The organism is Caulobacter sp. DWR3-1-2 (assembly GCF_049896225.1).
Taxonomy (GTDB): Bacteria; Pseudomonadota; Alphaproteobacteria; order Caulobacterales; family Caulobacteraceae; genus Caulobacter.
This window is the reverse complement of sequence record NZ_JAFCTW010000005.1, coordinates 39,287-57,499: the sequence shown is the minus strand read 5'-3', so window position 1 is coordinate 57,499 and position 18,213 is coordinate 39,287. Positions and strand designations below refer to the sequence as shown.

19 protein-coding genes, 1 tRNA gene and 1 pseudogene are annotated in these 18,213 nt (G+C 64.5%); 8 read left to right on the top strand and 13 right to left on the bottom strand.

Translation table 11 applies throughout. The features are described from left to right. Positions 1 to 51: 51 nt before the first annotated feature. Entirely contained in the window at positions 52 to 963 is a 912-nt protein-coding gene (locus ACP696_RS08915) for a 5'-methylthioadenosine/S-adenosylhomocysteine nucleosidase (RefSeq protein ID WP_426010048.1), read from the bottom strand. 229 nt (positions 964 to 1,192) lie between these two features. On the opposite strand from ACP696_RS08915, the gene ACP696_RS08910 reads away from it, so the two are divergent. The 5 genes from ACP696_RS08910 (at position 1,193) to ACP696_RS08890 (ending at position 5,118) form a co-directional block, all read left to right on the top strand. Further along, positions 1,193 to 2,248, top strand: a complete 1,056-nt coding sequence (locus ACP696_RS08910) for a purine nucleoside permease (protein WP_426010047.1) — start codon at positions 1,193 to 1,195, stop codon at positions 2,246 to 2,248. Next, positions 2,249 to 3,565, top strand: a complete 1,317-nt coding sequence (locus tag ACP696_RS08905; protein WP_426010045.1) for an NCS2 family permease — start codon at positions 2,249 to 2,251, stop codon at positions 3,563 to 3,565. It abuts the gene before it with no gap. A 60-nt stretch (positions 3,566 to 3,625) separates the two neighbouring features. Beyond that, positions 3,626 to 3,702 (top strand) — tRNA-Arg (locus ACP696_RS08900). A 189-nt stretch (positions 3,703 to 3,891) separates the two neighbouring features. Further along, a complete protein-coding gene (locus tag ACP696_RS08895) occupies positions 3,892 to 4,146 on the top strand; it encodes a hypothetical protein (RefSeq protein WP_426043720.1) in 255 nt (84 codons plus the stop codon). A gap of 201 nt (positions 4,147 to 4,347) precedes the next feature. Next, entirely contained in the window at positions 4,348 to 5,118 is a 771-nt protein-coding gene (locus ACP696_RS08890) for an SOS response-associated peptidase (RefSeq protein ID WP_426043719.1), read from the top strand. 173 nt (positions 5,119 to 5,291) lie between these two features. Here the strand turns inward: ACP696_RS08890 and ACP696_RS08885 are convergent. Continuing rightward, positions 5,292 to 5,352, bottom strand: a pseudogene (locus ACP696_RS08885). Positions 5,353 to 5,479: 127 nt separating this feature from the next. Between ACP696_RS08885 and ACP696_RS08880 the strand changes: the two are divergent. Together ACP696_RS08880 and ACP696_RS08875 are read left to right on the top strand one after the other, a co-directional pair. Next, complete coding sequence (locus ACP696_RS08880) at positions 5,480 to 6,127, top strand: hypothetical protein (RefSeq protein WP_426043718.1); 648 nt, start codon at positions 5,480 to 5,482, stop codon at positions 6,125 to 6,127. Between the two features lie 65 nt (positions 6,128 to 6,192). Continuing rightward, complete coding sequence (locus ACP696_RS08875; protein ID WP_426043717.1) at positions 6,193 to 6,561, top strand: hypothetical protein; 369 nt, start codon at positions 6,193 to 6,195, stop codon at positions 6,559 to 6,561. A 313-nt stretch (positions 6,562 to 6,874) separates the two neighbouring features. On the opposite strand, the gene ACP696_RS08870 is transcribed toward ACP696_RS08875, so the two are convergent. From ACP696_RS08870 to ACP696_RS08855, 4 genes are read right to left on the bottom strand one after another with little or no spacing between them, the layout of a single operon-like run. Beyond that, positions 6,875 to 7,447 (bottom strand): hypothetical protein, encoded by a 573-nt coding sequence (locus tag ACP696_RS08870; protein WP_426043716.1) that lies wholly within the window; start codon positions 7,445 to 7,447, stop codon positions 6,875 to 6,877. Next, positions 7,444 to 7,956 carry a glycoside hydrolase family protein gene (locus tag ACP696_RS08865; protein ID WP_426043715.1) on the bottom strand — a complete coding sequence of 171 codons (513 nt, stop codon included), beginning with the start codon at positions 7,954 to 7,956 and terminating at the stop codon, positions 7,444 to 7,446. Before ACP696_RS08865 ends, ACP696_RS08870 begins: the two co-directional genes overlap by 4 nt. Beyond that, positions 7,953 to 8,303, bottom strand: a complete 351-nt coding sequence (locus ACP696_RS08860) for a hypothetical protein (protein WP_426043714.1) — start codon at positions 8,301 to 8,303, stop codon at positions 7,953 to 7,955. Before ACP696_RS08860 ends, ACP696_RS08865 begins: the two co-directional genes overlap by 4 nt. Further along, entirely contained in the window at positions 8,300 to 8,758 is a 459-nt protein-coding gene (locus ACP696_RS08855; protein ID WP_426043713.1) for a hypothetical protein, read from the bottom strand. The genes ACP696_RS08860 and ACP696_RS08855 overlap by 4 nt, the downstream gene beginning before the upstream one ends. A 114-nt stretch (positions 8,759 to 8,872) precedes the next feature. On the opposite strand from ACP696_RS08855, the gene ACP696_RS08850 reads away from it, so the two are divergent. Then, entirely contained in the window at positions 8,873 to 9,784 is a 912-nt protein-coding gene (locus ACP696_RS08850; RefSeq protein WP_426043712.1) for a hypothetical protein, read from the top strand. On the opposite strand, the gene ACP696_RS08845 is transcribed toward ACP696_RS08850, so the two are convergent. From ACP696_RS08845 to ACP696_RS08815, 7 genes are all read right to left on the bottom strand, one after another. Further along, a complete protein-coding gene (locus ACP696_RS08845) occupies positions 9,781 to 10,716 on the bottom strand; it encodes a hypothetical protein (protein ID WP_426043711.1) in 936 nt (311 codons plus the stop codon). The genes ACP696_RS08850 and ACP696_RS08845 overlap by 4 nt on opposite strands. A gap of 232 nt (positions 10,717 to 10,948) precedes the next feature. Further along, positions 10,949 to 12,304: a GDSL-type esterase/lipase family protein gene (locus tag ACP696_RS08840; RefSeq protein WP_426043710.1), complete on the bottom strand. Its 1,356-nt coding sequence runs from the start codon at positions 12,302 to 12,304 to the stop codon at positions 10,949 to 10,951. Continuing rightward, the gene (locus tag ACP696_RS08835) at positions 12,301 to 12,813 is read right to left on the bottom strand and encodes a hypothetical protein (RefSeq protein WP_426043709.1); all 513 of its coding nucleotides are present in this window, start codon (positions 12,811 to 12,813) and stop codon (positions 12,301 to 12,303) included. Before ACP696_RS08835 ends, ACP696_RS08840 begins: the two co-directional genes overlap by 4 nt. A gap of 29 nt (positions 12,814 to 12,842) precedes the next feature. Further along, a complete protein-coding gene (locus tag ACP696_RS08830; protein WP_426043708.1) occupies positions 12,843 to 13,052 on the bottom strand; it encodes a hypothetical protein in 210 nt (69 codons plus the stop codon). Positions 13,053 to 13,104: 52 nt separating this feature from the next. Next, on the bottom strand, positions 13,105 to 17,148 hold the full coding sequence (locus ACP696_RS08825; protein ID WP_426043707.1) for a hypothetical protein: 4,044 nt from the start codon (positions 17,146 to 17,148) through the stop codon (positions 13,105 to 13,107). Beyond that, a complete protein-coding gene (locus ACP696_RS08820) occupies positions 17,148 to 17,573 on the bottom strand; it encodes a DUF6950 family protein (RefSeq protein ID WP_426043706.1) in 426 nt (141 codons plus the stop codon). The genes ACP696_RS08825 and ACP696_RS08820 overlap by 1 nt, the downstream gene beginning before the upstream one ends. Further along, entirely contained in the window at positions 17,570 to 18,211 is a 642-nt protein-coding gene (locus ACP696_RS08815; RefSeq protein ID WP_426043705.1) for a hypothetical protein, read from the bottom strand. The genes ACP696_RS08820 and ACP696_RS08815 overlap by 4 nt, the downstream gene beginning before the upstream one ends. Between the last annotated feature and the right edge of the window lie 2 nt (positions 18,212 to 18,213).

Below are 18,213 nucleotides of genomic sequence, written 5' to 3'. Positions count from 1 at the left end.
AAAACGCCCCCCACCGATCGCTTCGCGATCGCCTCCCCCAAAGGAGGAGGACTAGGGCAGCGCCTTGACGAACGCTCTCACGACGGTGGCGCTGTTGGCCGCAGCGAACTTCAAAAACACCGGGAACTGGTTGCCGGCCGGGTCGCCACCGGCCAGGTCCGACAGGCTGCGGAAGGCGATGAACGGCGTCTTGTTGACATAGGCCACCTGGGCGACGGCGGCGCTTTCCATGTCCAGCACGCGTGCCCCGAACGTCGTGTGGGCATATTGACGGAAGGCGGCATTGTCGACGAACACCGGCCCTGAACCGCCCACCCCGCCGACCACCACCTTGGGCGCCTTGGTCAGGCACTGGTCGGCGGCGCAGCGTTGCAGGGTGACGCGCTCGGCGACCCGCCGGGCGACCTTCAGCAAGGCCGGATCGGCCGGGAAGTTCAGCCGCTCCTCCGGCGCCTCGCCCGGATCGCGCTGAGCGCGGACCGGGCGCGGATACATCATGCCGAAGGCCGGCAGCCCGGCGGTCAGACCTTGGGGCGGAGCAAAGCCGCCGGGAACCTCGCGGGCATAGGCCATTTCCGACGACTGCACCCAGCTGTCGGGGGCCACCACGTCGCCGACCTCAAGGTCGGGATCGGCCCCGCCGGCTACGCCGGAGAACACGATCCGCTCGATCTTGAAATGGTCCAAGCCTAGCTGTGTGATCATCGCTGCGTTGACCATGCTGACCCCGCTGAGGAACAGCACCACCGGCTTGCCCTCCAGTGTGCCGGTGACGAAGCGCGTGCCGGCCGCGGCATGGTCGTGCTTGTCGGTGGTCGCGGCTTCCAAGGCCATCAGTTCGGGCGGGAAGGCGCTGATCACCGCCGTGCGCGGCGTGGCGTCCAGCAGGTCGGCGGCCTGGGCGGCCAGCGGGGCCGAGAGCGGCGCGCAGGTCAGGAACAGAAGCGTCAGGGCAAGGCGCATGGATAGGCTTTCGGGGCGTTGGTGAGTCGGTCCACCTTACCGCCTTGCCGGCGGGAGAGGCGAGCCTGGCGAGTGTCGCTCGGTCAGCTTGAACGTGGAAGCCCCCGATCGGGCGCCGTCGCCCAGACGACGCGCAAACGGGCGCGCTCTTGCCGCCAGCCAATTTCTCCGATTGCATCGCGCGGCGGAGCGGATGATTTTCGCCGCCAGTTTGGGGCGTGAGGACGGTATGCGGCGATTTCTGTTTCGGGTCTTGATGACCTTCGTGCTGGCGACCGGCCTTGGCGGCGTGGCGCTCGCCAAGCCGATGCCGATCAAGGTCGTCATCGTCACCACCTTCGAGGTCGGGGCCGACACCGGCGACTTCGCCGGCGAGTTCCAGCCCTGGGTCGAGGGCTGGCCGCTGACCCACGAGATCAAGATACCCGGCGTGCGTCACATGGCGCGCTATTCCGACGACGGCGTGCTGGCCATCGCCAGCGACATGCGCGGCCGAGCCCGCGAAAGCGTCGCCGCCCTGATCCTCTCCAAGCAGTTCGACCTGTCCAAGGCCTATTGGATCGTCAGCGGCATCGCCGGGGTCGATCCCCAGGTCGCCTCGGTCGGCAGCGCCGCCTGGGCCAATTTCGTGGTCGACGCCGACCCGATCTACGAGGTCGATGATCGCGAAATCCCCGCCGACTGGCCCTATGGCCTCTATGCGCTGCAGACCGACCGTCCCCAGGTCAAGGGCGACGCCAACGGCTCCAGCGGCATGGTCTGGAAACTCGACGCCGGCTTGGTCGACTGGGCCTATGGCCTGAGCAAGGACGTCGCCTTGCCGGATTCGGAGAAGCTCAAGGCGCTGCGTAGTGGCTATGCGGGCCAGCCCCTGGCCCAGAAGCCGCCCTTCGTGCTCGAAGGCGACGTGCTGGGCGCCACCCGCTTCTGGCACGGCGACCGCCGGACACAGTGGGCCCGAGACTGGGTCCAGCTTTGGACCGACAAGGCCGGCGTCTTCGCGATGAGCGACTGCGAGGACCAGGGCATACTCGACGTGCTGCACCTCTATGGCGACGCCGGCCAGATCGACGCGCGCCGGGTGCTGGTGCTGCGCACGGCGAGTAACTATACGCGACCGCCCCTCGACCAGCCGACCTTCCCGCGGGTGTTCAACCATGACGGCGCGGCCGCCGCCTTCGCCGCCACCTTCAAGGTCGCCGGTCCGGTGGTTCGCGAACTGACCCATCACTGGAACGCCTACGCCACGACCCTCCCGGTCGGCGCGCCCACCGGGAGCCGCTGAATGCTTGAGAAGCTCTTCGGCCTGAAGGTCAACGGCACGAACGTTCGCACCGAGGTGCTGGCCGGTTTCACCACCTTCATGACCATGGCCTATATCGTCGTGGTCAATCCGACGATCCTCGGCGAGGCCGGCATGCCGGTGGCCGCCGTCGCCGTCGCCACCTGTCTGGCGGCCGGCTTCGGCTCGATCCTGATGGGGCTGATCGCCAACTATCCTCTGGCCCTGGCCCCCGGCATGGGGCTGAACGCCTATTTCACCTACACCGTGGTCAAGGGCATGGGCGTGCCGTGGGAGGTGGCCCTGGGCTGCGTCTTCCTGTCGGGCGTGGCCTTCCTGATCCTGACCCTGGTGGGCGTTCGGCAGATGATCGTCGCGGCCATCCCCAAGCCGCTGTTCTCGGCGGTTGCGGCCGGGGTCGGCCTGTTCATCGCCTTCATCGGCCTGAAGGAGGCGGGGATCATCGTCGCCAGCCCCGCCACCACCGTGGCCCTGGGCGACCTCACGACCCCCAGCGCGGCCCTGGCGATCATCGGCCTGCTGGTCATCGCCGTGCTGCAGGCCTGGCGGGTCAAGGGCGCGATCCTGATCGGCATCCTGCTGGCCACCGCCGCCGGCTGGGTCCTGGGCCTTGCCAAGGTCATCCCCGCCACCTCCAGCCTCGCCGACCTGACCGCCACGGCCTTCAAGCTCGACATCCTCGGCGCCTTCCACCTGAAGGGCGGCCTGGCGCTCGCCATGCTTGAGATCGTCTTCGTCTTCCTGTTCGTCGACCTGTTCGACAATGTCGGCACCCTGGTGGCGGTGACCAAGAAGGCCGGCCTGCAAGCGCCGGACGGCTCGATCCCCCGCCTCAACCGCATCCTGTTGGCCGACTCGGCGGCCACCATGGTCGGCGCTGTGGCCGGCACCAGCACGGTGACCAGCTATATCGAGAGCGCCGCCGGCGTCACGGCTGGCGGCCGCACCGGCCTGACGGCGGTGGTCGTGGGCCTGCTCTTTTTGCTGACCATGTTCTTCGCGCCGCTGGTCCAGGCCATACCGGCCGCCGCCACCGCGCCGGCCTTGATCCTGGTCGGCGCCCTGATGGTCGGGTCGCTGGTCGACATCGACTGGGCCGACCCGACCGTGGCGATCCCGGCCTTCCTGACCCTGATCACCATTCCGCTGACCTTCTCGATCGCCAACGGCCTGGCCTTCGGCATCACCAGCTACGCCTTGCTGCGCCTGTTGACCGGCAAGATCACCAAGGCCGACTGGCTGCTGCTGGTGCTGGCGGCCCTGTTCATTCTGCGCTTCGTCTATCTGGCCAAGGGATAGGAAAGACCCGTTTGCGCCGGCGCGGCCTTTCCGCTAAGACCGCGCTTCCGCAAGGCGGAAGCACCCGTAGCTCAGCTGGATAGAGCGTTGCCCTCCGAAGGCAAAGGTCACACGTTCGAATCGTGTCGGGTGCGCCAATTTCTTCTTATAAAATCAATGACTTACAGGCGACCCCCTCGACCGCGGCCGGTCTGGGAAATGGGAACGGCGAGCGAACAGAATCATATTCTGTGACTCGAAGTCCCGGATTATCCCCGGCTAATGTTCCACCCTTGTTCACGGAAAATGGCGAACGCCGTTCGCCTCCGAAGAGCTAGGAGCGCGACATGTCGCCCAGAAACAACCGTTCAGGCCTCCGCGACCCTGTCACTTTCTTCGAAAGCCTGCGCCCCGCCAGGCAGGCCTGCATCGATCAGCTGCGCAATCTGCGCCCATCAGGCCCCGACTATCACATGATGGCCGTGGTCATTTCGGCGGTGGATGCCGCCGCCGAGTACTTCACAAAGCAGCGCGGTTTCTACACGGTCGGCAGAAATTCAGACATGATCGCCCGCAACCTTACACCGACCATCGGCAGTTAAGGCCACATGAACGCCAGCAATAACCCCAAGCCAGATCGACGGCCTGGTGAGGAAGTTTCCGGTGCTGGTAAAGCGCCCGCCGGTATCCAGACGCGCGCCCAAGAGGCGTATTACGCCGAGTTGTTCGTGGACGCGATGGGAGATCCCGTTCACTCGCCGGGTGGATGGTGGCGACTGCAGCTTTGGAAAGGCCCCTGATCGATGTGCAATCTCTACGCCATGACCAAGAGCCAGGCGGCGATCATTGCGATCACCCGGGCCATGCTCGACAAGACCGGAAACCTGCCGATGATGCCCGGCATCTTTCCCGACCATGCGGCGCCGATCGTGCGGACCTCGGCCGAGGGCGAGCGCGAGTTGGCCACGGCGCGCTGGGGCATGCCGTCGTCCAAGCAAGCGATCTACCAGGCCGCCACCAAGCGCGCCGACAAGCTGCGCGCCAAGGGCGGCGAGGTCGACTTCGCCCAGATCCTGAAAATGGAGCCCGACAAGGGCACGACCAACGTCCGCCGCACCGAGAGCCGGCACTGGGAGCCATGGCTGGGCGTCGCCAACCGCTGCCTGGTCCCCTTCACCTCGTTCAGCGAGCCCGACCAGGTCGGCGGCACGTTGAAGCCCATCTGGTTCGCGTTCGACGAGACGCGGCCGCTAGCGTTTTTCGCCGGTGTCTGGACACCTCACGCGTGCGTGCGGATGAAAAGCAAGGGGTGGGAGGAGATCGAGGCGTTCGGATTTCTGACCACCACGGCCAACGCCGAGGTGGCGAAGTTTCATGACAAGGCGATGCCGGTCATCCTCACCGACGCGAGAGAAATGGACGTGTGGATGCGGGCGCCTTGGGCGGAGGCCCGGGCGCTGCAGCGACCCTTGCCCGACGGCGCGCTTCAGGTCGTGGCCAGGGGTGAAAAAAAGGACGGAATATCCATCTCGCCCGACGACCTGTTCGCTCGTAGCGAGAATGGAAAGGGCTAGGGGACGGTGGGCATCCCGAGCAACCGCTCACGCGTAGCGACCCGGTCAGCGATATCAACCGCTGGAATAGGCGTGGAACCCGCACGGCCTCCGAGGAGGTCTTAAGTGCTGCGGGCTATCAGCGGTATTGAACCCGTCCAGCTATACCGGCTGAATGCCGTGCTGCGCCGAGCCGAGGCCGGGACTCGAACCCGGGGCCCTCAAGCTATTGCCTGCCGCTCTACCTACTGAGCTAACCCGGAACGACGCGGTACAAACACCCTACCACACACCCCGAGCGGGGGAACTACTGCTCCCCCCTGTCCTGTCAAGCCATCGTTGGGGGCTTGCCGGGGCGATTATCTGAGGTAGATTCGAGAGCATGGAAACTCCGCACTTGGTGAGCTTGGGGGGCTTTTGTCAGGTGGCGTTTCAGCTGAAGCGCATAGGCCTCAAGGCGTGCAGCCCTTACGACAAGCTCATCACTCCGTGGGGTGCACTGATCAAGTCCCTGAAGGACAAAGCATACGCCCACGGCGTCTACGCGAGGCCGTGGAAGGGCTCGGTCCGTAGCGGCGATATCCTCTATCACCACGACTTCCCGAGCAAGGATGGGGTCTACTCCACAACCCTTATTCACCGCATCATATGCCAGGCCAAGATCGCGCGCCGCACTCGCATGATGGACGGACTGACCGGCGAAGTGATCTTCTTCCGGCTCGGCGCTACGCGACGGGCTCCGTTCACTTACGTCTACACCGAGGACGACGGCGCGCCGACGGTTGAAGATTTCGACGAGCTGTCAGCAGTCTTGGACCAGCGCTTTCCGCAGCTGCGGTGGCGTCTGGTGTACGCCTACTATGCGCACCTTTCGCCCGCCCCAGCGCAGCTGCGGGACCGGCGGATTTCAGTCCACGCGCTACGCCGCCCGCGATTGCGCGACCCGTCACAATGGCAGGGCGACAACGGCCAATGGGACGAGATATTTGACCTTGCCCTTGGCAGGCCCTCCCGCGCCTTTGCCGCCTAACCGAGTTCTGACGACAGGTAGAGATCGCCGCCGCTGAGCGTCACTGTCGCATGAGGAGGACCGTTGTGGCCGAGATAAAGAAACGCGACAGCGCGATCGAGTGGCTCCGCGTGGCAAGTGCGGCAGGCATCGTTTGGTATCATGCCAACGTCACCGGCTCGTATTGGGGGTATGCAGGCCTCATCGTGTTCCTAATCATGTCGATGATGTTCGACGCCGGGCAGAACATCCATCGTCAGACGATCATTGGCTTCGTCCTGGTCGCGGGGGTCTTGTCGTTGCCTTTGTCGCTCCGTCAGAAGGCTCCCGAAGCTAGAGCGATTTTCGGTGCAATGCTGGGCGTTTACCTAGTGCATCCTTTGGTGCTTGCGATCCTGCGCCCCCTCACGGAGCGGATCGAGTTTGCCGGAGTGATCCTCGCCTTTGCGATATAGACAGCGGGCGTCCTGATCGCCCAGTGGATCCCGCCCTGGCCATTGTCGTTGGTGTTGGGTACGCCGATGCCCGCCGGTCAAGGCCGAACGCTTTTCTGTACTAGCCTTGCCGCATGACCACCACGCCACTGCTCTAAACCGGTCAGTCCTCGGGCATTTAAACTCAAGATATACGGCCCCGCTGGAACGACGCAGCCCCATCAGGATGGCCGATCCGGCGGGGCAATGGAATCCAGCCTAGAACGCAAAAAGCCCGCCGCATCCCGGAGGACACGGCGGGCTCATGATGTCGCTCCAGCCTCTCGGCGAGCGTTCAGGGCGCGGGTTCCGGCGCCCTGGTGGTCTTGGTCCAAAGTGCGGCCTGGGCGACGTACCAGTCGCGCCAGGCGGTCACCTCCGCAACGGCAGTGTGGAAGGCGGCGGCGTTCGATACATCGTTCCGTGCAAGTTCAGAGAGGACCAGACCGGAATCGGCGTCGACAGATCCACCGGCGCCGGCGGGAACGGGATCGACACCAGCGCCGGCCGCATTGCGCAGGCGGACATAGCCAGCAGGGATGATGCAGCGGCGATCAGCTTGAGAGGTGACATAGGTCGGTACCTTCTGCTGCAGTTGGTAGGTAAGAGCGACGTTGCGGTTCAGGGCCGCGTTCAGGGCCTGCTGGGCTTGCGAGCTGATGGCGGCGCTGGCCTTGGCCACCCTTGCCGCCTCTCGGGTCGCCACGGCCACGCGCTTGACCTCTGCGGCCTTTTCACGATCGACGCCTGACGACACTCCGCCCTGATAGACCAGAGCGCCGATGATCATCAGACCCGAGGCGAAGAACAGCGCGTGGCCGAGCGGGGTTTTCAGGAAGCGCCAGACGGCGACGAGGGTGGCGATCATGACCAGGACCCCTTGAGCATGGCGGCCGACAGGCGGGTGGCACGCTCACCGACCTGATCGTTCCACCTGCCCTCATGCAGCAGATCGTTGGCAGCGGCGGCATAGGCTCCGGCCTGAATGTGAGCGAGGGTCGCCGGCCACTTGAGCAGGCCCGGAACGCCGAGGTTGAAGGCGAGGTTCAGGATAACGTCGGCGCGGACGGAATCAAGGCGCGCGACCCACGGCAGGGCCGCGATCAGATCGTGCCAATGGGTTTCGATATCGGCCGACAGAACCGCCTCGGCCTTGGCCAGGGTCCACACCTCGCCCGGTTGCACGTCATGGGCGTGGCCGTAACCGTTGGTCCATGGCTTGCCGGTGAAGGCCTGCCAATTCGGAACCGATCGGTATTGCTCCGCCTTCAGACCGCGCCGCCTGCATTCTTTGGCCAAAGGGCTCAGCGGGTCCGGGTAGGCGACGAGGCGCAGGCCTTCGTCCAGCTTCAGGCGACCCACGCCGGCGGGGGTCATGGCTTCGCCTCATCGCTCGGCGGCTTTCCGCTTTCGACGGGCGGCGGAGGCGAGGCGCTGCGCGACCACCACTTACCCCCCGCATCGGTAGGCGCCTGACCCAGGATCGCGCCGACAGCCGCCGTCACGGTGGCGACCTGCAGGCCTGCGAAACCGATGAAATAGGTCTGCCAGTCGCCCGGAGTGTGGCAGAGCGGCGCAACCTTGATGGTCGAGAACACCGCGACCCATTGACCAACGAAGAAGACGGCAAAGCCCATGATCCGCCCGGGCGCGAAGCTTTCGCCGTCCGGGCCGGTCAGGAAGCTTTTGAGGATGGAGCCAAGGCCCCCGAAGAACGCCATCATGACGGCTCCTGCGCGTTTGGTTTGCGGCGGCGCGGGCGGCGCTGCGCGGGCTGATCTGCGGTCAGTGTGGTGGTCCTGCCACCCTCCATGACGATGAAGGGGCGGGCGGTGCGGCGGGGCGGCATGGCGATGCCCGATCGTGCAAGGTGTTGCTCCAAGCTCTCGATCATCTGGTGGAGCTGAGCGTTCTCGCCCCTGCATTCCACGTTCTCACGCTCCAGGGCCTCAACCCTGATCATCAACTCATTCACACGCTGCTGCAGCCCGTCCCGGTCCCACTGAAGCCGCTGCATGAAGGCGTCAGCCTGGGCGTTGAGCGCGATCTGAAAGGCCGCCTGCGCCGTCGTCATGTCGGCCGGCGCCTTGGTCTTACTGGTCAGCCAGGTGAAGAGCCCCGTAGCCGCGCCGCCAAGACATACGGACGCGACCGCGACAATGCCTGTGGTTAGATCCACTGCACACTCCTACCCTCCCGGCCACACGGGCCTGGTCGCCGTGAATTGATGTTGGGAATTGCCGTTCGCTCGCCGATCAGTCAGAGATTTTATCAATGATTTCGGGAGCGCCTTATGGCTGAAAAACGAAGCGATATGAGCGCTGAATACTACTCGCACAAGAGGACGACGCTGTTGTGTTCGAGCGTATTATTTGTATTGGCCTTACCGGGGGTCAGCATAGACAATTTTAAGTACGCGGATTTTATGCTCAAGGGCTTAAAGCCTGGGTTCGTCCTGCTGGCGCTGTCTGGTGTAGCTGTCTATTACTTCTGCAACTTCATGATCCTTTGGATGCATGAGGCGATAGCATATCTGCGTGAAGAACGGACTGGCCAGCGCGATCTAGTCGAAAAAATTCAAAACGAAGTTGCACAACTAAAAGCGTTCGCCCAGGAGCTTGTTGAGAGAGCGGCTAAGGCCTCCGATGCTGTCGATTGGGCACGCTCCGCGATGACCTCCACCTCGCAAGACCAGCAAGTATCTGCCGATGACATTAGGTGGAGTATGTCGTTCGAGCCCACTGAAGAAGAGAAGCAAAGTTCGTTTGGAGGATTGATGCTAGTGATAGGCTCTGCCACCAAGCGGGCACCGGCGGCTGCTGCGGCGATAGCTGACTACAAAGATCTCCTCATGGAGAATGCCAAGGATGGAGCCATGAGGTTATTCGCTCTCATCTACGCCAAAAGATACCGCCCGGCAGTCAATCGGATTTTGGGATCCGAGGAACTCGTGATGCTCGGACAAGAAGCCGGCGATAACTTCACCAAAGCCAATATCGCACTCGAAGCCGCGACGCGGGAAATCGCCAAGTTTCGCAATGATATTGCGTTTGGGAACTGGATTACGCGGCTTCGGATATTCGCGATCGATCTCGCCGCTCCGGTTACATTGTTCGTCGTAGCAATGGCGCACGCGCTGGGCGCGCGCTGGCCCGTCTGGTGGGATCTACCCCACCAACTCGCAGCCGCCGGTATCCTTCGCTAGTAGCCATCGACCGTCCGGCCCCCCTGGACAACCGTGGAGCCGATGACGGGCGTGTTGCGCAGATGCAGCTTGGCCGAGCCCTGGACAACGGCGCCATAGCCCGTTGCGCCCGCGACGATCGAACCGGTGTCGATCCAGGCCTCGGCGGTGTCCTCGACCTTAAATTCTGTCGGCTGATTGCCGCCGTTCGCGCCGCCGACGCCGTCGGTATTCATCCGGTCGCCCAGGCTGCCGGTCGCGTCTGGACAGGCCATGTAGGTCTTGGTCGCGCCGATGAAATGCGCCGTCACGCCCCGCGTGCCGCGTCCACGCCCGCAAAGCCAGATGGACTTAAGGTTCTGGTCGTGGGCCGTCGCCCAGTTGGTGGAGACGTTCGCGCCCAGCGCGCCGGTGTTGTAGGCGACGGGGTTGATGAACAGGGCGGAATAGTTGGCGTTCAACACGTTGTGCAGGTTGAAAGCGTCGGGCGCGGCGGCCCCGGCGTAGCAGTTGGCGCAGAAGACCAGGCCGTTGACACCCTCGACCGCGAAAGCTCCCACGGAAGCGCCGGACGAGCCTGCGTAACCCGCGTACATGAAGGACGTGTTCTCGGCCCCCACGACCACGCGAGCGCCGCCAGCGCCGCCCGTGAAGTTGACCCGGAAGCCAGCGGCATCGCCGCCCTCGATCACCCAGCAGTCGGCCGAGGTGTCGGCGAACAGGCCGACGTTGATCTGGGTCGGGCCGTCCACGTAGAGGTTCTTGATCGGAACCAGGATGCGCGTGTTGGTGAAGGTCTGCGTCAGGCCGTCCTTGCGATTGACGTAGACCGAACCGCTGACCTGGGCCCAAGAGTCCGACCGCGCATCGACAGCCGCCGCCGTGGCGAGCTTCGTCAGCTCGACGTCATTGCCCCAGCGGTCCTGCTCCCAGAGGTTCTCGGCCCGAGCCACAGTGGAGGCCAGGACAGCGACGAAGCTGTTGCTGCCTGAGGCCGACCAGGTCAGCGCCGGCTGTCGTGCGGTCGCGTAACTGCACCCCAGACCGCCATAGCTTACATAGGCGACGTTGATCCCGGTGACGGTCGTGACCGTGACTCCTTTGAATATTATGGGACGACGTGGCCGTCGGGCCTGGTTGCCGGTAGGGAGCTGCGCCGGCGGGCTATACGCCCGACAGCGGCCGCTATTGGCCGGCGATGATCCGGAGCTGACGGATGATCGAGTTGGCGATCATGTTGCCCTCGGTGATGTTGCCGACGGCGTTGAGGTGCTGACCGTCTGAACCGAGGTTGACGTCATTATTGCCCGTCCCCACCGGAGCCGTCTGACGGCCAATCCCGGTGTTCCAGGCTTCGCCCGCCGGGGAGCTGTCGATATAGGCCCATTTGCCGGGGCGCGGCATGGCCGCCACCGCCGCCAGATATCCGTTTCGCACGGCGGTGTAGCGAGCCGCCGGAGTCTGGACGACGGCCGTGAATTGCGGCGGCGCGACGATGATGATGGCGTTCGGCTGCTTGGCCGCGAGCGCGGTCAGAAAGGTCGTAGCCGCCGTCGTTACCGCCGCGTCCGACGAGGGCGCATCGTTGATGCTCCCCCACACGAAGATGAGGTCGACGAGGCCGATGGTAGCCTGGTCGAAATCGCCGTTGTTGAGGCGCTGGATGAAAGAGCGCTGGGTCGGGGTGCCGACGGCGACATAGCCGGTGCCGCCGACGCCGTTGATCAGGGCGCCGGGCGAGCCTAGGCGCTCGACGATGATGTCGGAAACGCCGGTTTTCAGGTTGCCGCTGGTGTTTCCACGCGTCCAGCTGTCGCCGATCAGCAGAAGCTTGGGATTCTCAGCGCGATCGGCCTTCCACAGGGTGTCCGTGACGCGGAAATTATAGCCGCGCACCAAGACCGCATCGCCGAAATAGGTCTCGACGATCCGTGGCGCGCGAGAGCCGAAGTCGACCTTGATATAGCTGTTGGTCCCGTTGAGCGTGGTGTCGACGCTCATGGTCTGACGGACGCCGGTGTTGAGGTCCGTCCAGATCAGAAAAAAGCCGCCGCCGCCGCCCGTTCCGTAGGCGGCGACGTCGAAGTCCTGGCCATCGAAACCGATGATGTGGCCATAGCCCTGGGAGCCGGCGCGCGCGGTGTCACTCGATCCTTGGTTACTGACGTGGTTGCCCGTGTAGGCGCTGAAGCGCGTCACGAAGGCGTTCGTGCCGAATGCTGTAAGCACGCTGGTGTTGTTCGCGAAGTGGGTGTGGCTTGTCGCGCTGTTGCCGTTGATGGTCGAGACGGCGCCCGCCGTCCCCACCGTGACGGTCGGCTGCACGGCCGCGACGGTAGGAATCCGGCCGTTGTTCGCCGCCCGCAGGATGCGCTGGGCGATCTGGGCGGCGTCCGCCTTCATGGTGGCTGACAGGTCGGTCTTGGCCTGAACCGCTAGGCCACGGGCGACCGGATCGACTTGAGCAAGGGCCGGCTGCGCGCAGAGCAACAGCACGCCCAGGGCGGCGAGAACCGCCGCCTTGATGCGAGCGGCAATCATTGGGCGAACCGATAGTTGACCGTGCCCGAGGTGTACAAGGTGCAGATCAGGCGATAGGTCACGCCGGTCTGCGTCTCATACAGGCTCTCGTTGGCCACGGTCGTAAAGCTGAAGAGCTGGGCGCCGGTCGCGGTGATCGGCAAATAGGTCGTGCCGCCGTCGATCGACCGGGCCAGGTAAACCGTGGCGTTGAGGGCCGAGCCGGGCGCCGTTCCGCCCGTGGCATAGACCGTCAGGTTGAACGGCCGGCCGGCGGCGGGCGTGAACACCGCGCCGTTGCCGGTGGCGGTGAACGCACCGGTGACGGGGGCCACGCCGCTGACATCCAGGTCCGGCTTGGCCGATTGGGCGCACAGCTTTTGCAGGATTTCGAACTGCGCATTGGCCAGCGTGCCCGCGACGTTGGGTGTGGTCGAGGTAGTGCAGTCGACCGCCATGGCCGGGGCGGCGAAGGCCAGGCCCGCCATCATGGCGAGCGCCAGCATCCCGCGCTTGAGCAGGTGCGTCATAAGGTGTTCTCCAGTGGCGTCGTTTACGACTAGGCGGCGGGGGTCAGCATCTTGCCGATCTGGTCGGCGACATTGCGCAGGTCGGATAGGGTCTTGGGCAGCCCGCCGGGATAGAGGCCCGCGCCGGCGTCGATCAGATCGACCACGTCGGAGAGCTTGAGAGCGATCTCGCCCTCGGTTTCGATCTGGGCGCCACGGATCGTCGCCAACGCGTCATTGATTTGAGCTTGTGTCGTCATGAGGAGTCTCCGTTTCAAGAAAATAGGTGTTGAGCGCAGAGGAAGCCTGGCGTCACCCAGAACCGCCCGAAGTGTTGACCGCGTAACCGCCATTAAGTTCAGTGATGTCGAGAAGCCGTTCGCCGACAGAGGCGGTCGCGTTTACCTGGATCAGGTCGAGACGATAGATGTGAGAGCCGGCTGTTGGGGTATGACGGTAGCTGACGCGCGTCCATTTACTGATAGTATTGAAGACCTTGGCAAACCGCTTGATCAACACGCCGTCGTAATAAATTCCGGCATCAATAAACGTGGTCGACTGGGAATTCCCTTGAAGTTGGACCTCAATCAACAACTCGCCGCCACTGAACGTTTGATCGAGCGCAACCATTGTTGTATTCGCCGAGGCCAGATTGTGGGTCGTTTCCGTGGGGCTGAGATCACCACCTGGACAAGCCCTGTACCGCCGGCTCACCTGCACCGCGCCGGGTGCGAGCTTGAGCGGACCCACAGTGAGGTTCTCGATCTGCGCTCCGCCGATCACGGCGTTAGAGATCCGCGCCACACCGCCTTCAACGGTAATCACCGGGCCGCTGACGCCGCCAAGCTGAATGGTCTTGGCGCGCAGGTTAAGCAGGCTCAGATCCGACGCCGCGACCATCTCGATGTAGGCTTCTGACGACCCGGCCGCCGCCGTGAATTTTGCATAGGCGACGAGTTTACCGGACAGGTCGGAGAGGACCGTGGCTTGACTGGTGATGGAGGCCGTGTGCCCCCCTACCGTCGCCGTGAGGCTGGTGATCGACGAGGCCAGCGCTGCATCATCCGTGGCTCGCGTGGCCGCTTCCGATGAGATCGCGCCCGTGTTGCCGCTCACCGTCGAGGTCAGCGAGGTGATGCTTGCCGCCAATGCAGCGTCGACGCCGACCAGGGTGGTAAAGTTGCTACTAATCGCAGCGGTGTTGCTGCCCACCGTTGCCGTTAGGTTGGTGATCAGAACACCTAAGGCGGCGTCATTTGTCGCCCTGGTTGCGCTCTCTGCTGAAATCGCCGCGGTGTTTGTCCCAACAGTCGCCGTCAGGCTCGTGATGCTCGCCGCCAGCGCGGCGTCCCCGCTGGCTTGGGTGACCAGGTTCGCGCTGATGTTCGCCGTGTTTGTCCCTACGGTCGCCGTCAGTGTGGTCAGCGAGGCCGAAAGGGCGGTGTCATCTGCCGCCCGGGTGACTTCTTCGGTCGCAATCCGCGCGGTGGCCGTTACAAGCCGATCGCCAAGACCGGTGGCGGTGGCGTCGTCGGTATAGCTGGCGCTGGGATTGGTCGAGACCTTGAACGTCCGGTAGACCACCTCCTTGTAGCCAGCCCCGCCCACATTAGAGACGTCAAATTGCACCCGCGCCTTCGCGGTCCCGGCGGGCGCTGTCTGAAGCGTAGTGCGGAAATCTTGCCAGCCCAGCGCCGTCCCGCTGCCCAGCCCGTTGTTCCACGGTATGTCAAAACAGATGTTGCCCTTGAACAGGCCAGCCGCGTCGTAGCACTTGATGAAGGCTTCGATGTAGCCGGAGCCAAACGCTCCCCCCCCTAACAATCGTCGCCCCGCCAGGGATACAGGCGTGGCACCATCCAGCGGAAAGAAGTCACTGACCCCGGAGGCCGTCGTGACGACGGTGTTCGGAAAGTACAGATCCGCCCCGAATCCCTCTCCGGCCCCGGTAAGATCCATGCGCCGGAAACCGCCGGCCAGGGTCCAACCTTCGGCTAGCAACGCACTGGCGCCAGCAATGGCAAGGGTTGGATTTGGCAGGATATTAGGCGCGAATCGGGCCGTCGCTTCCAGCAGGTTAGTCCGTGCAGCGATGGCCGTATCGGCGCTGCTCAGGGTGGCGATCGAGGAGTCGGCCAAAGCCTTGTTCGCGCCGACTGTGCTGGTCAGCGATGTGAGGCTGGCCGCCAGACTGATGTCGGCATTGGTCAGGACGAGGATGGACGCGTCAGCGCTGCTCTTGTTCGTTCCGACCGTTGAGGTGAGGCTTGCCAGGCTCGCGGTCAGCGCGCCTTCCGTGCCCGTCGCTCGGGTGATCTCGGCGGCGATGTTGGCCAGCGCCGCCGTTGCGTCAGCCTGCGCGCTAGCGACGGCTCCACTAACACCCGCCGAGGCATCGGCGACGATCTCGCCATAGGCGCGACCGCTCAGGGTTCCAGCGTCCACGCCGCCAACGGTCACCTCGCCGAGGCCGGTGTTGCCGCCGGGGTTCTCGACCCCCTTGGCGGTGATGTAGCGCAGGCGGACCTGGTAGCGTGCGCCGGGCTTGACCCCGGTGACCACTATGGTTTTCGAGGACGCGGGGAACGACTGCGATTGCCATGCGCCATAGACGCCGGCCGAGATCACCTCGCGGTAATCCACGACCACCGTCACGGCGTCATACAACTCGGCCTCGCCCTGGATGACGATGCCCGGCAGGGCGCCGTCAGGGCCTGCCGTCTGGCCCCCGACGATAGCCCAGGCTCCGCTCGCCGGCGGCGGAACGATGTTGCCATCCAGCCCGGTCAGTGCCGGCGTGTCGGGCGCCGTCGCGGTCTGGCCCAGGGCGAAGGCGTGTTTGCCGTCGGTTTCGGTCCGGCAGATGAAGGTCACCGTCATGGTGGCCGGGTCGCGCTTGCGCTGGAGGATCAGCAGCTTGCGCGCGTTCAGGCCCCACTCCGGCTCGTCGGCGGTAAAGCAATCGCCGGGGCGCAGCCACATGGTCCACGGTTTGGCCGGGATGACGATCGGCGTCAGTTCGCGGCTGTCTTCGATCCGGTAGCGGGCGAGTTGCGCCACCTGCACCGGGCTTTGCACCAGGGGCAAAGGCATCTCGATCGACCGCGAGCCTTTGTCCGGCGCCAGATAGGCCCCCACCTGCACCGGCTCGTCGAACGGCACGACAGACCAGTTCAGCGTCTCCTCGGTGTAGGAGGGCCAGATGGTGTTGATCCGGTCTTCGATCGCCGTGGTGGCCGCGACGCTGACATCGCCGATGACGTCGGCCTTGCGGATCGTCGCCAGGCTGATCTTCGGCGCATTGATCATGCAGCCGATCTTGTGGCCCAGCAGAATCGGCTCCCCGCCCCCGGCCTCCAGGAACGCCTTCAGAACCTCCCACTTGTCATCGGTGCTGCTGACCTGGCCGCCCAGGGTCCAGCCATTGGCCTGGGCGATGTTGGCGGCGTCGACGAAATTGGCTACCTCGACCATCGACAGCGGCGCGCCCAGGCCATGGCTCTTGACCAGCGGCAGGTCGCTCCGCGCCGGGTCACCCGTCCAGCGGCCCAGGCACCACATAAGCCCATGCAGGTATGGGTTGGCGCTCCATTCCCAAGTGGCCTGGGCGGCCAAGTGGGCGGCCTTGCTCGACGGGTCGGCATAGCGATGCGAACCAGAGCCGCCCGGATATGTGCTGTCTTTGCGCGGGTCATAGACCTTGACCCAGCGCGCCACCATCTTGGGTCCCGGAACGCCGGCCGAGTACTTGGCCGTATCCCATTCCAGAGCCCACAGGCTGGCGGCGAAGCCGGGCAATTCCTGGGAGGCGCCCCACTCGCTGGGCATGCCGCCATGGTTGGCCGGAGTGTCCTTGGAGCCGGTCGCGCTCCAGTGCAGATAGGGCGCAGTGGTGGCCCCGAGCTGCGTCTTCAGCCACATGCGGTTCTGGTAGTAGCCGGTCGCGCCCTCGCCGCTGTCGGCGGTGAACGAGGTGGCCACGTCATTGACCAGATAGCTCTCGATCGCGTCGATCGGGCCGGCGCCGGTGTAGACCGTGACGAAATTCTTGAACTTGTTGCTGCCACCGGCCGAGCGCTGAAACACCTGGTTGCCAGCGATGGCGCAGCGGCCGACCGCGTAGGGGATGCCCGCGCGCGCATCGGCCTTCCACGATGTCTCCTGGCCGGTGGACGTGATCTTTTGCTTGGGCGTAAGGCTGTTTGCAACCAGAGCGGCGTCCGCTGAAAAGGCCGCCTGGATGAGCGCGGGGTTGCCGGTCAACACCGCCGCCGCCGTTAAGACGGACGCAGCCAGAACCTTTTTGCTTAGGATGGGGACGACGAATTTTGCCCACTTCCGCAGGGCCTTCGACATCAGACAGCCCTCCACGCGAGAGCAAACTCGGTCGGCTTCAACAGTTCGCAGCAGGCGCTGTCTTCATGAAAGCCGAGGTAGCGCCCATCTCCGACATAGATCACCGGAGCTGAAAGCAACTCGGAGCTTCCCAGGGTGAGAATATCGCCCACCAAAGCCGAGGCTGGCGAGATGCGCAGGAGGCCAAGGGCGTCCAGATAGGCTTCAAGGCTGTCGCAGTTGCGTTGCTTCAGCCATTTGAGCGCGCCGGGATAGGTGGAATAGGCGCCGATCTTCGGAACCTCGACTTTGCGACCAAGCTTGCGCAGATGCAGACCAAGCATGCGCCCGCAATCGACGGTCGATAGCTTATAGGTCTTGCCCAGGAACCGATCGAGCGTGGCCTGTGTCGCAGTAACGCGCAGCACGTAGTCAGGGACGCTCATCGCAAGTTCACCGGCAGGCGCGTGCTGATCGTCGGCACGTAGACAATCGGCGAGCGCGGCGCGTCCGAACCCCAGGCGTCGGTCTGTTCGACGCTGGTGATGAACTGCAAACCGCGTTTGCCGGGGAAGGCCGATTGTAGCCAGCCGTCGTTCAAGCGCGCGCCCTCGTCGGGCTCCAGGAACTTCATCAGCGCCGAGTTGGTGGTCATCGACAGCACGCGGCTGTTCTTGCCCACCCCCTGGGTCGGCACGCTGGTGTCGCCGTCGTACCAGAGATCCACGTCGATCACGGCGCCGGTCGCGCGGTCGACGCTGCCGACCCAGATACGGATTCGCGAGCGCTGCGCCGCCGGCGCAGCCAGAGCCGCCATGGCCGCATTGGTCTTCGGCAACAAGTTTAGGGAAGCGGCAGGGGCTTCGGTGGCGATACCGTCGGTGATCTCGGTAATGCCGCCCATCACACCGAACACGGCGTCGCGCCCGGTGAAGGTGGCCGTCGCGCCATCGACGGTGAACGACACGAAGCCGGCCCCGTCCAGATTGCGCACCGGCCCGCTGGGCAGGTCGATCTGAATGGCGCAGAACATCACGACCGACGACCGTTGAAGGTCGGCGGTGAAGGCCGATGACAAGGTCATAG

Coding starts and splice junctions, on each gene's coding strand:
- ACP696_RS08915 (WP_426010048.1), bottom strand. CDS start 963: ATGCGCCTTGCCCTGACGCTTCTGTTCCTGACCTGCGCGCCGCTCTCG.
- ACP696_RS08910 (WP_426010047.1), top strand. CDS start 1,193: ATGCGGCGATTTCTGTTTCGGGTCTTGATGACCTTCGTGCTGGCGACC.
- ACP696_RS08905 (WP_426010045.1), top strand. CDS start 2,249: ATGCTTGAGAAGCTCTTCGGCCTGAAGGTCAACGGCACGAACGTTCGC.
- ACP696_RS08895 (WP_426043720.1), top strand. CDS start 3,892: ATGTCGCCCAGAAACAACCGTTCAGGCCTCCGCGACCCTGTCACTTTC.
- ACP696_RS08890 (WP_426043719.1), top strand. CDS start 4,348: ATGTGCAATCTCTACGCCATGACCAAGAGCCAGGCGGCGATCATTGCG.
- ACP696_RS08880 (WP_426043718.1), top strand. CDS start 5,480: ATGGAAACTCCGCACTTGGTGAGCTTGGGGGGCTTTTGTCAGGTGGCG.
- ACP696_RS08870 (WP_426043716.1), bottom strand. CDS start 7,447: ATGATCGCCACCCTCGTCGCCGTCTGGCGCTTCCTGAAAACCCCGCTC.
- ACP696_RS08865 (WP_426043715.1), bottom strand. CDS start 7,956: ATGACCCCCGCCGGCGTGGGTCGCCTGAAGCTGGACGAAGGCCTGCGC.
- ACP696_RS08860 (WP_426043714.1), bottom strand. CDS start 8,303: ATGATGGCGTTCTTCGGGGGCCTTGGCTCCATCCTCAAAAGCTTCCTG.
- ACP696_RS08850 (WP_426043712.1), top strand. CDS start 8,873: ATGGCTGAAAAACGAAGCGATATGAGCGCTGAATACTACTCGCACAAG.
- ACP696_RS08840 (WP_426043710.1), bottom strand. CDS start 12,304: ATGATTGCCGCTCGCATCAAGGCGGCGGTTCTCGCCGCCCTGGGCGTG.
- ACP696_RS08835 (WP_426043709.1), bottom strand. CDS start 12,813: ATGACGCACCTGCTCAAGCGCGGGATGCTGGCGCTCGCCATGATGGCG.
- ACP696_RS08830 (WP_426043708.1), bottom strand. CDS start 13,052: ATGACGACACAAGCTCAAATCAATGACGCGTTGGCGACGATCCGTGGC.
- ACP696_RS08825 (WP_426043707.1), bottom strand. CDS start 17,148: ATGTCGAAGGCCCTGCGGAAGTGGGCAAAATTCGTCGTCCCCATCCTA.
- ACP696_RS08820 (WP_426043706.1), bottom strand. CDS start 17,573: ATGAGCGTCCCTGACTACGTGCTGCGCGTTACTGCGACACAGGCCACG.
- ACP696_RS08815 (WP_426043705.1), bottom strand. CDS start 18,211: ATGACCTTGTCATCGGCCTTCACCGCCGACCTTCAACGGTCGTCGGTC.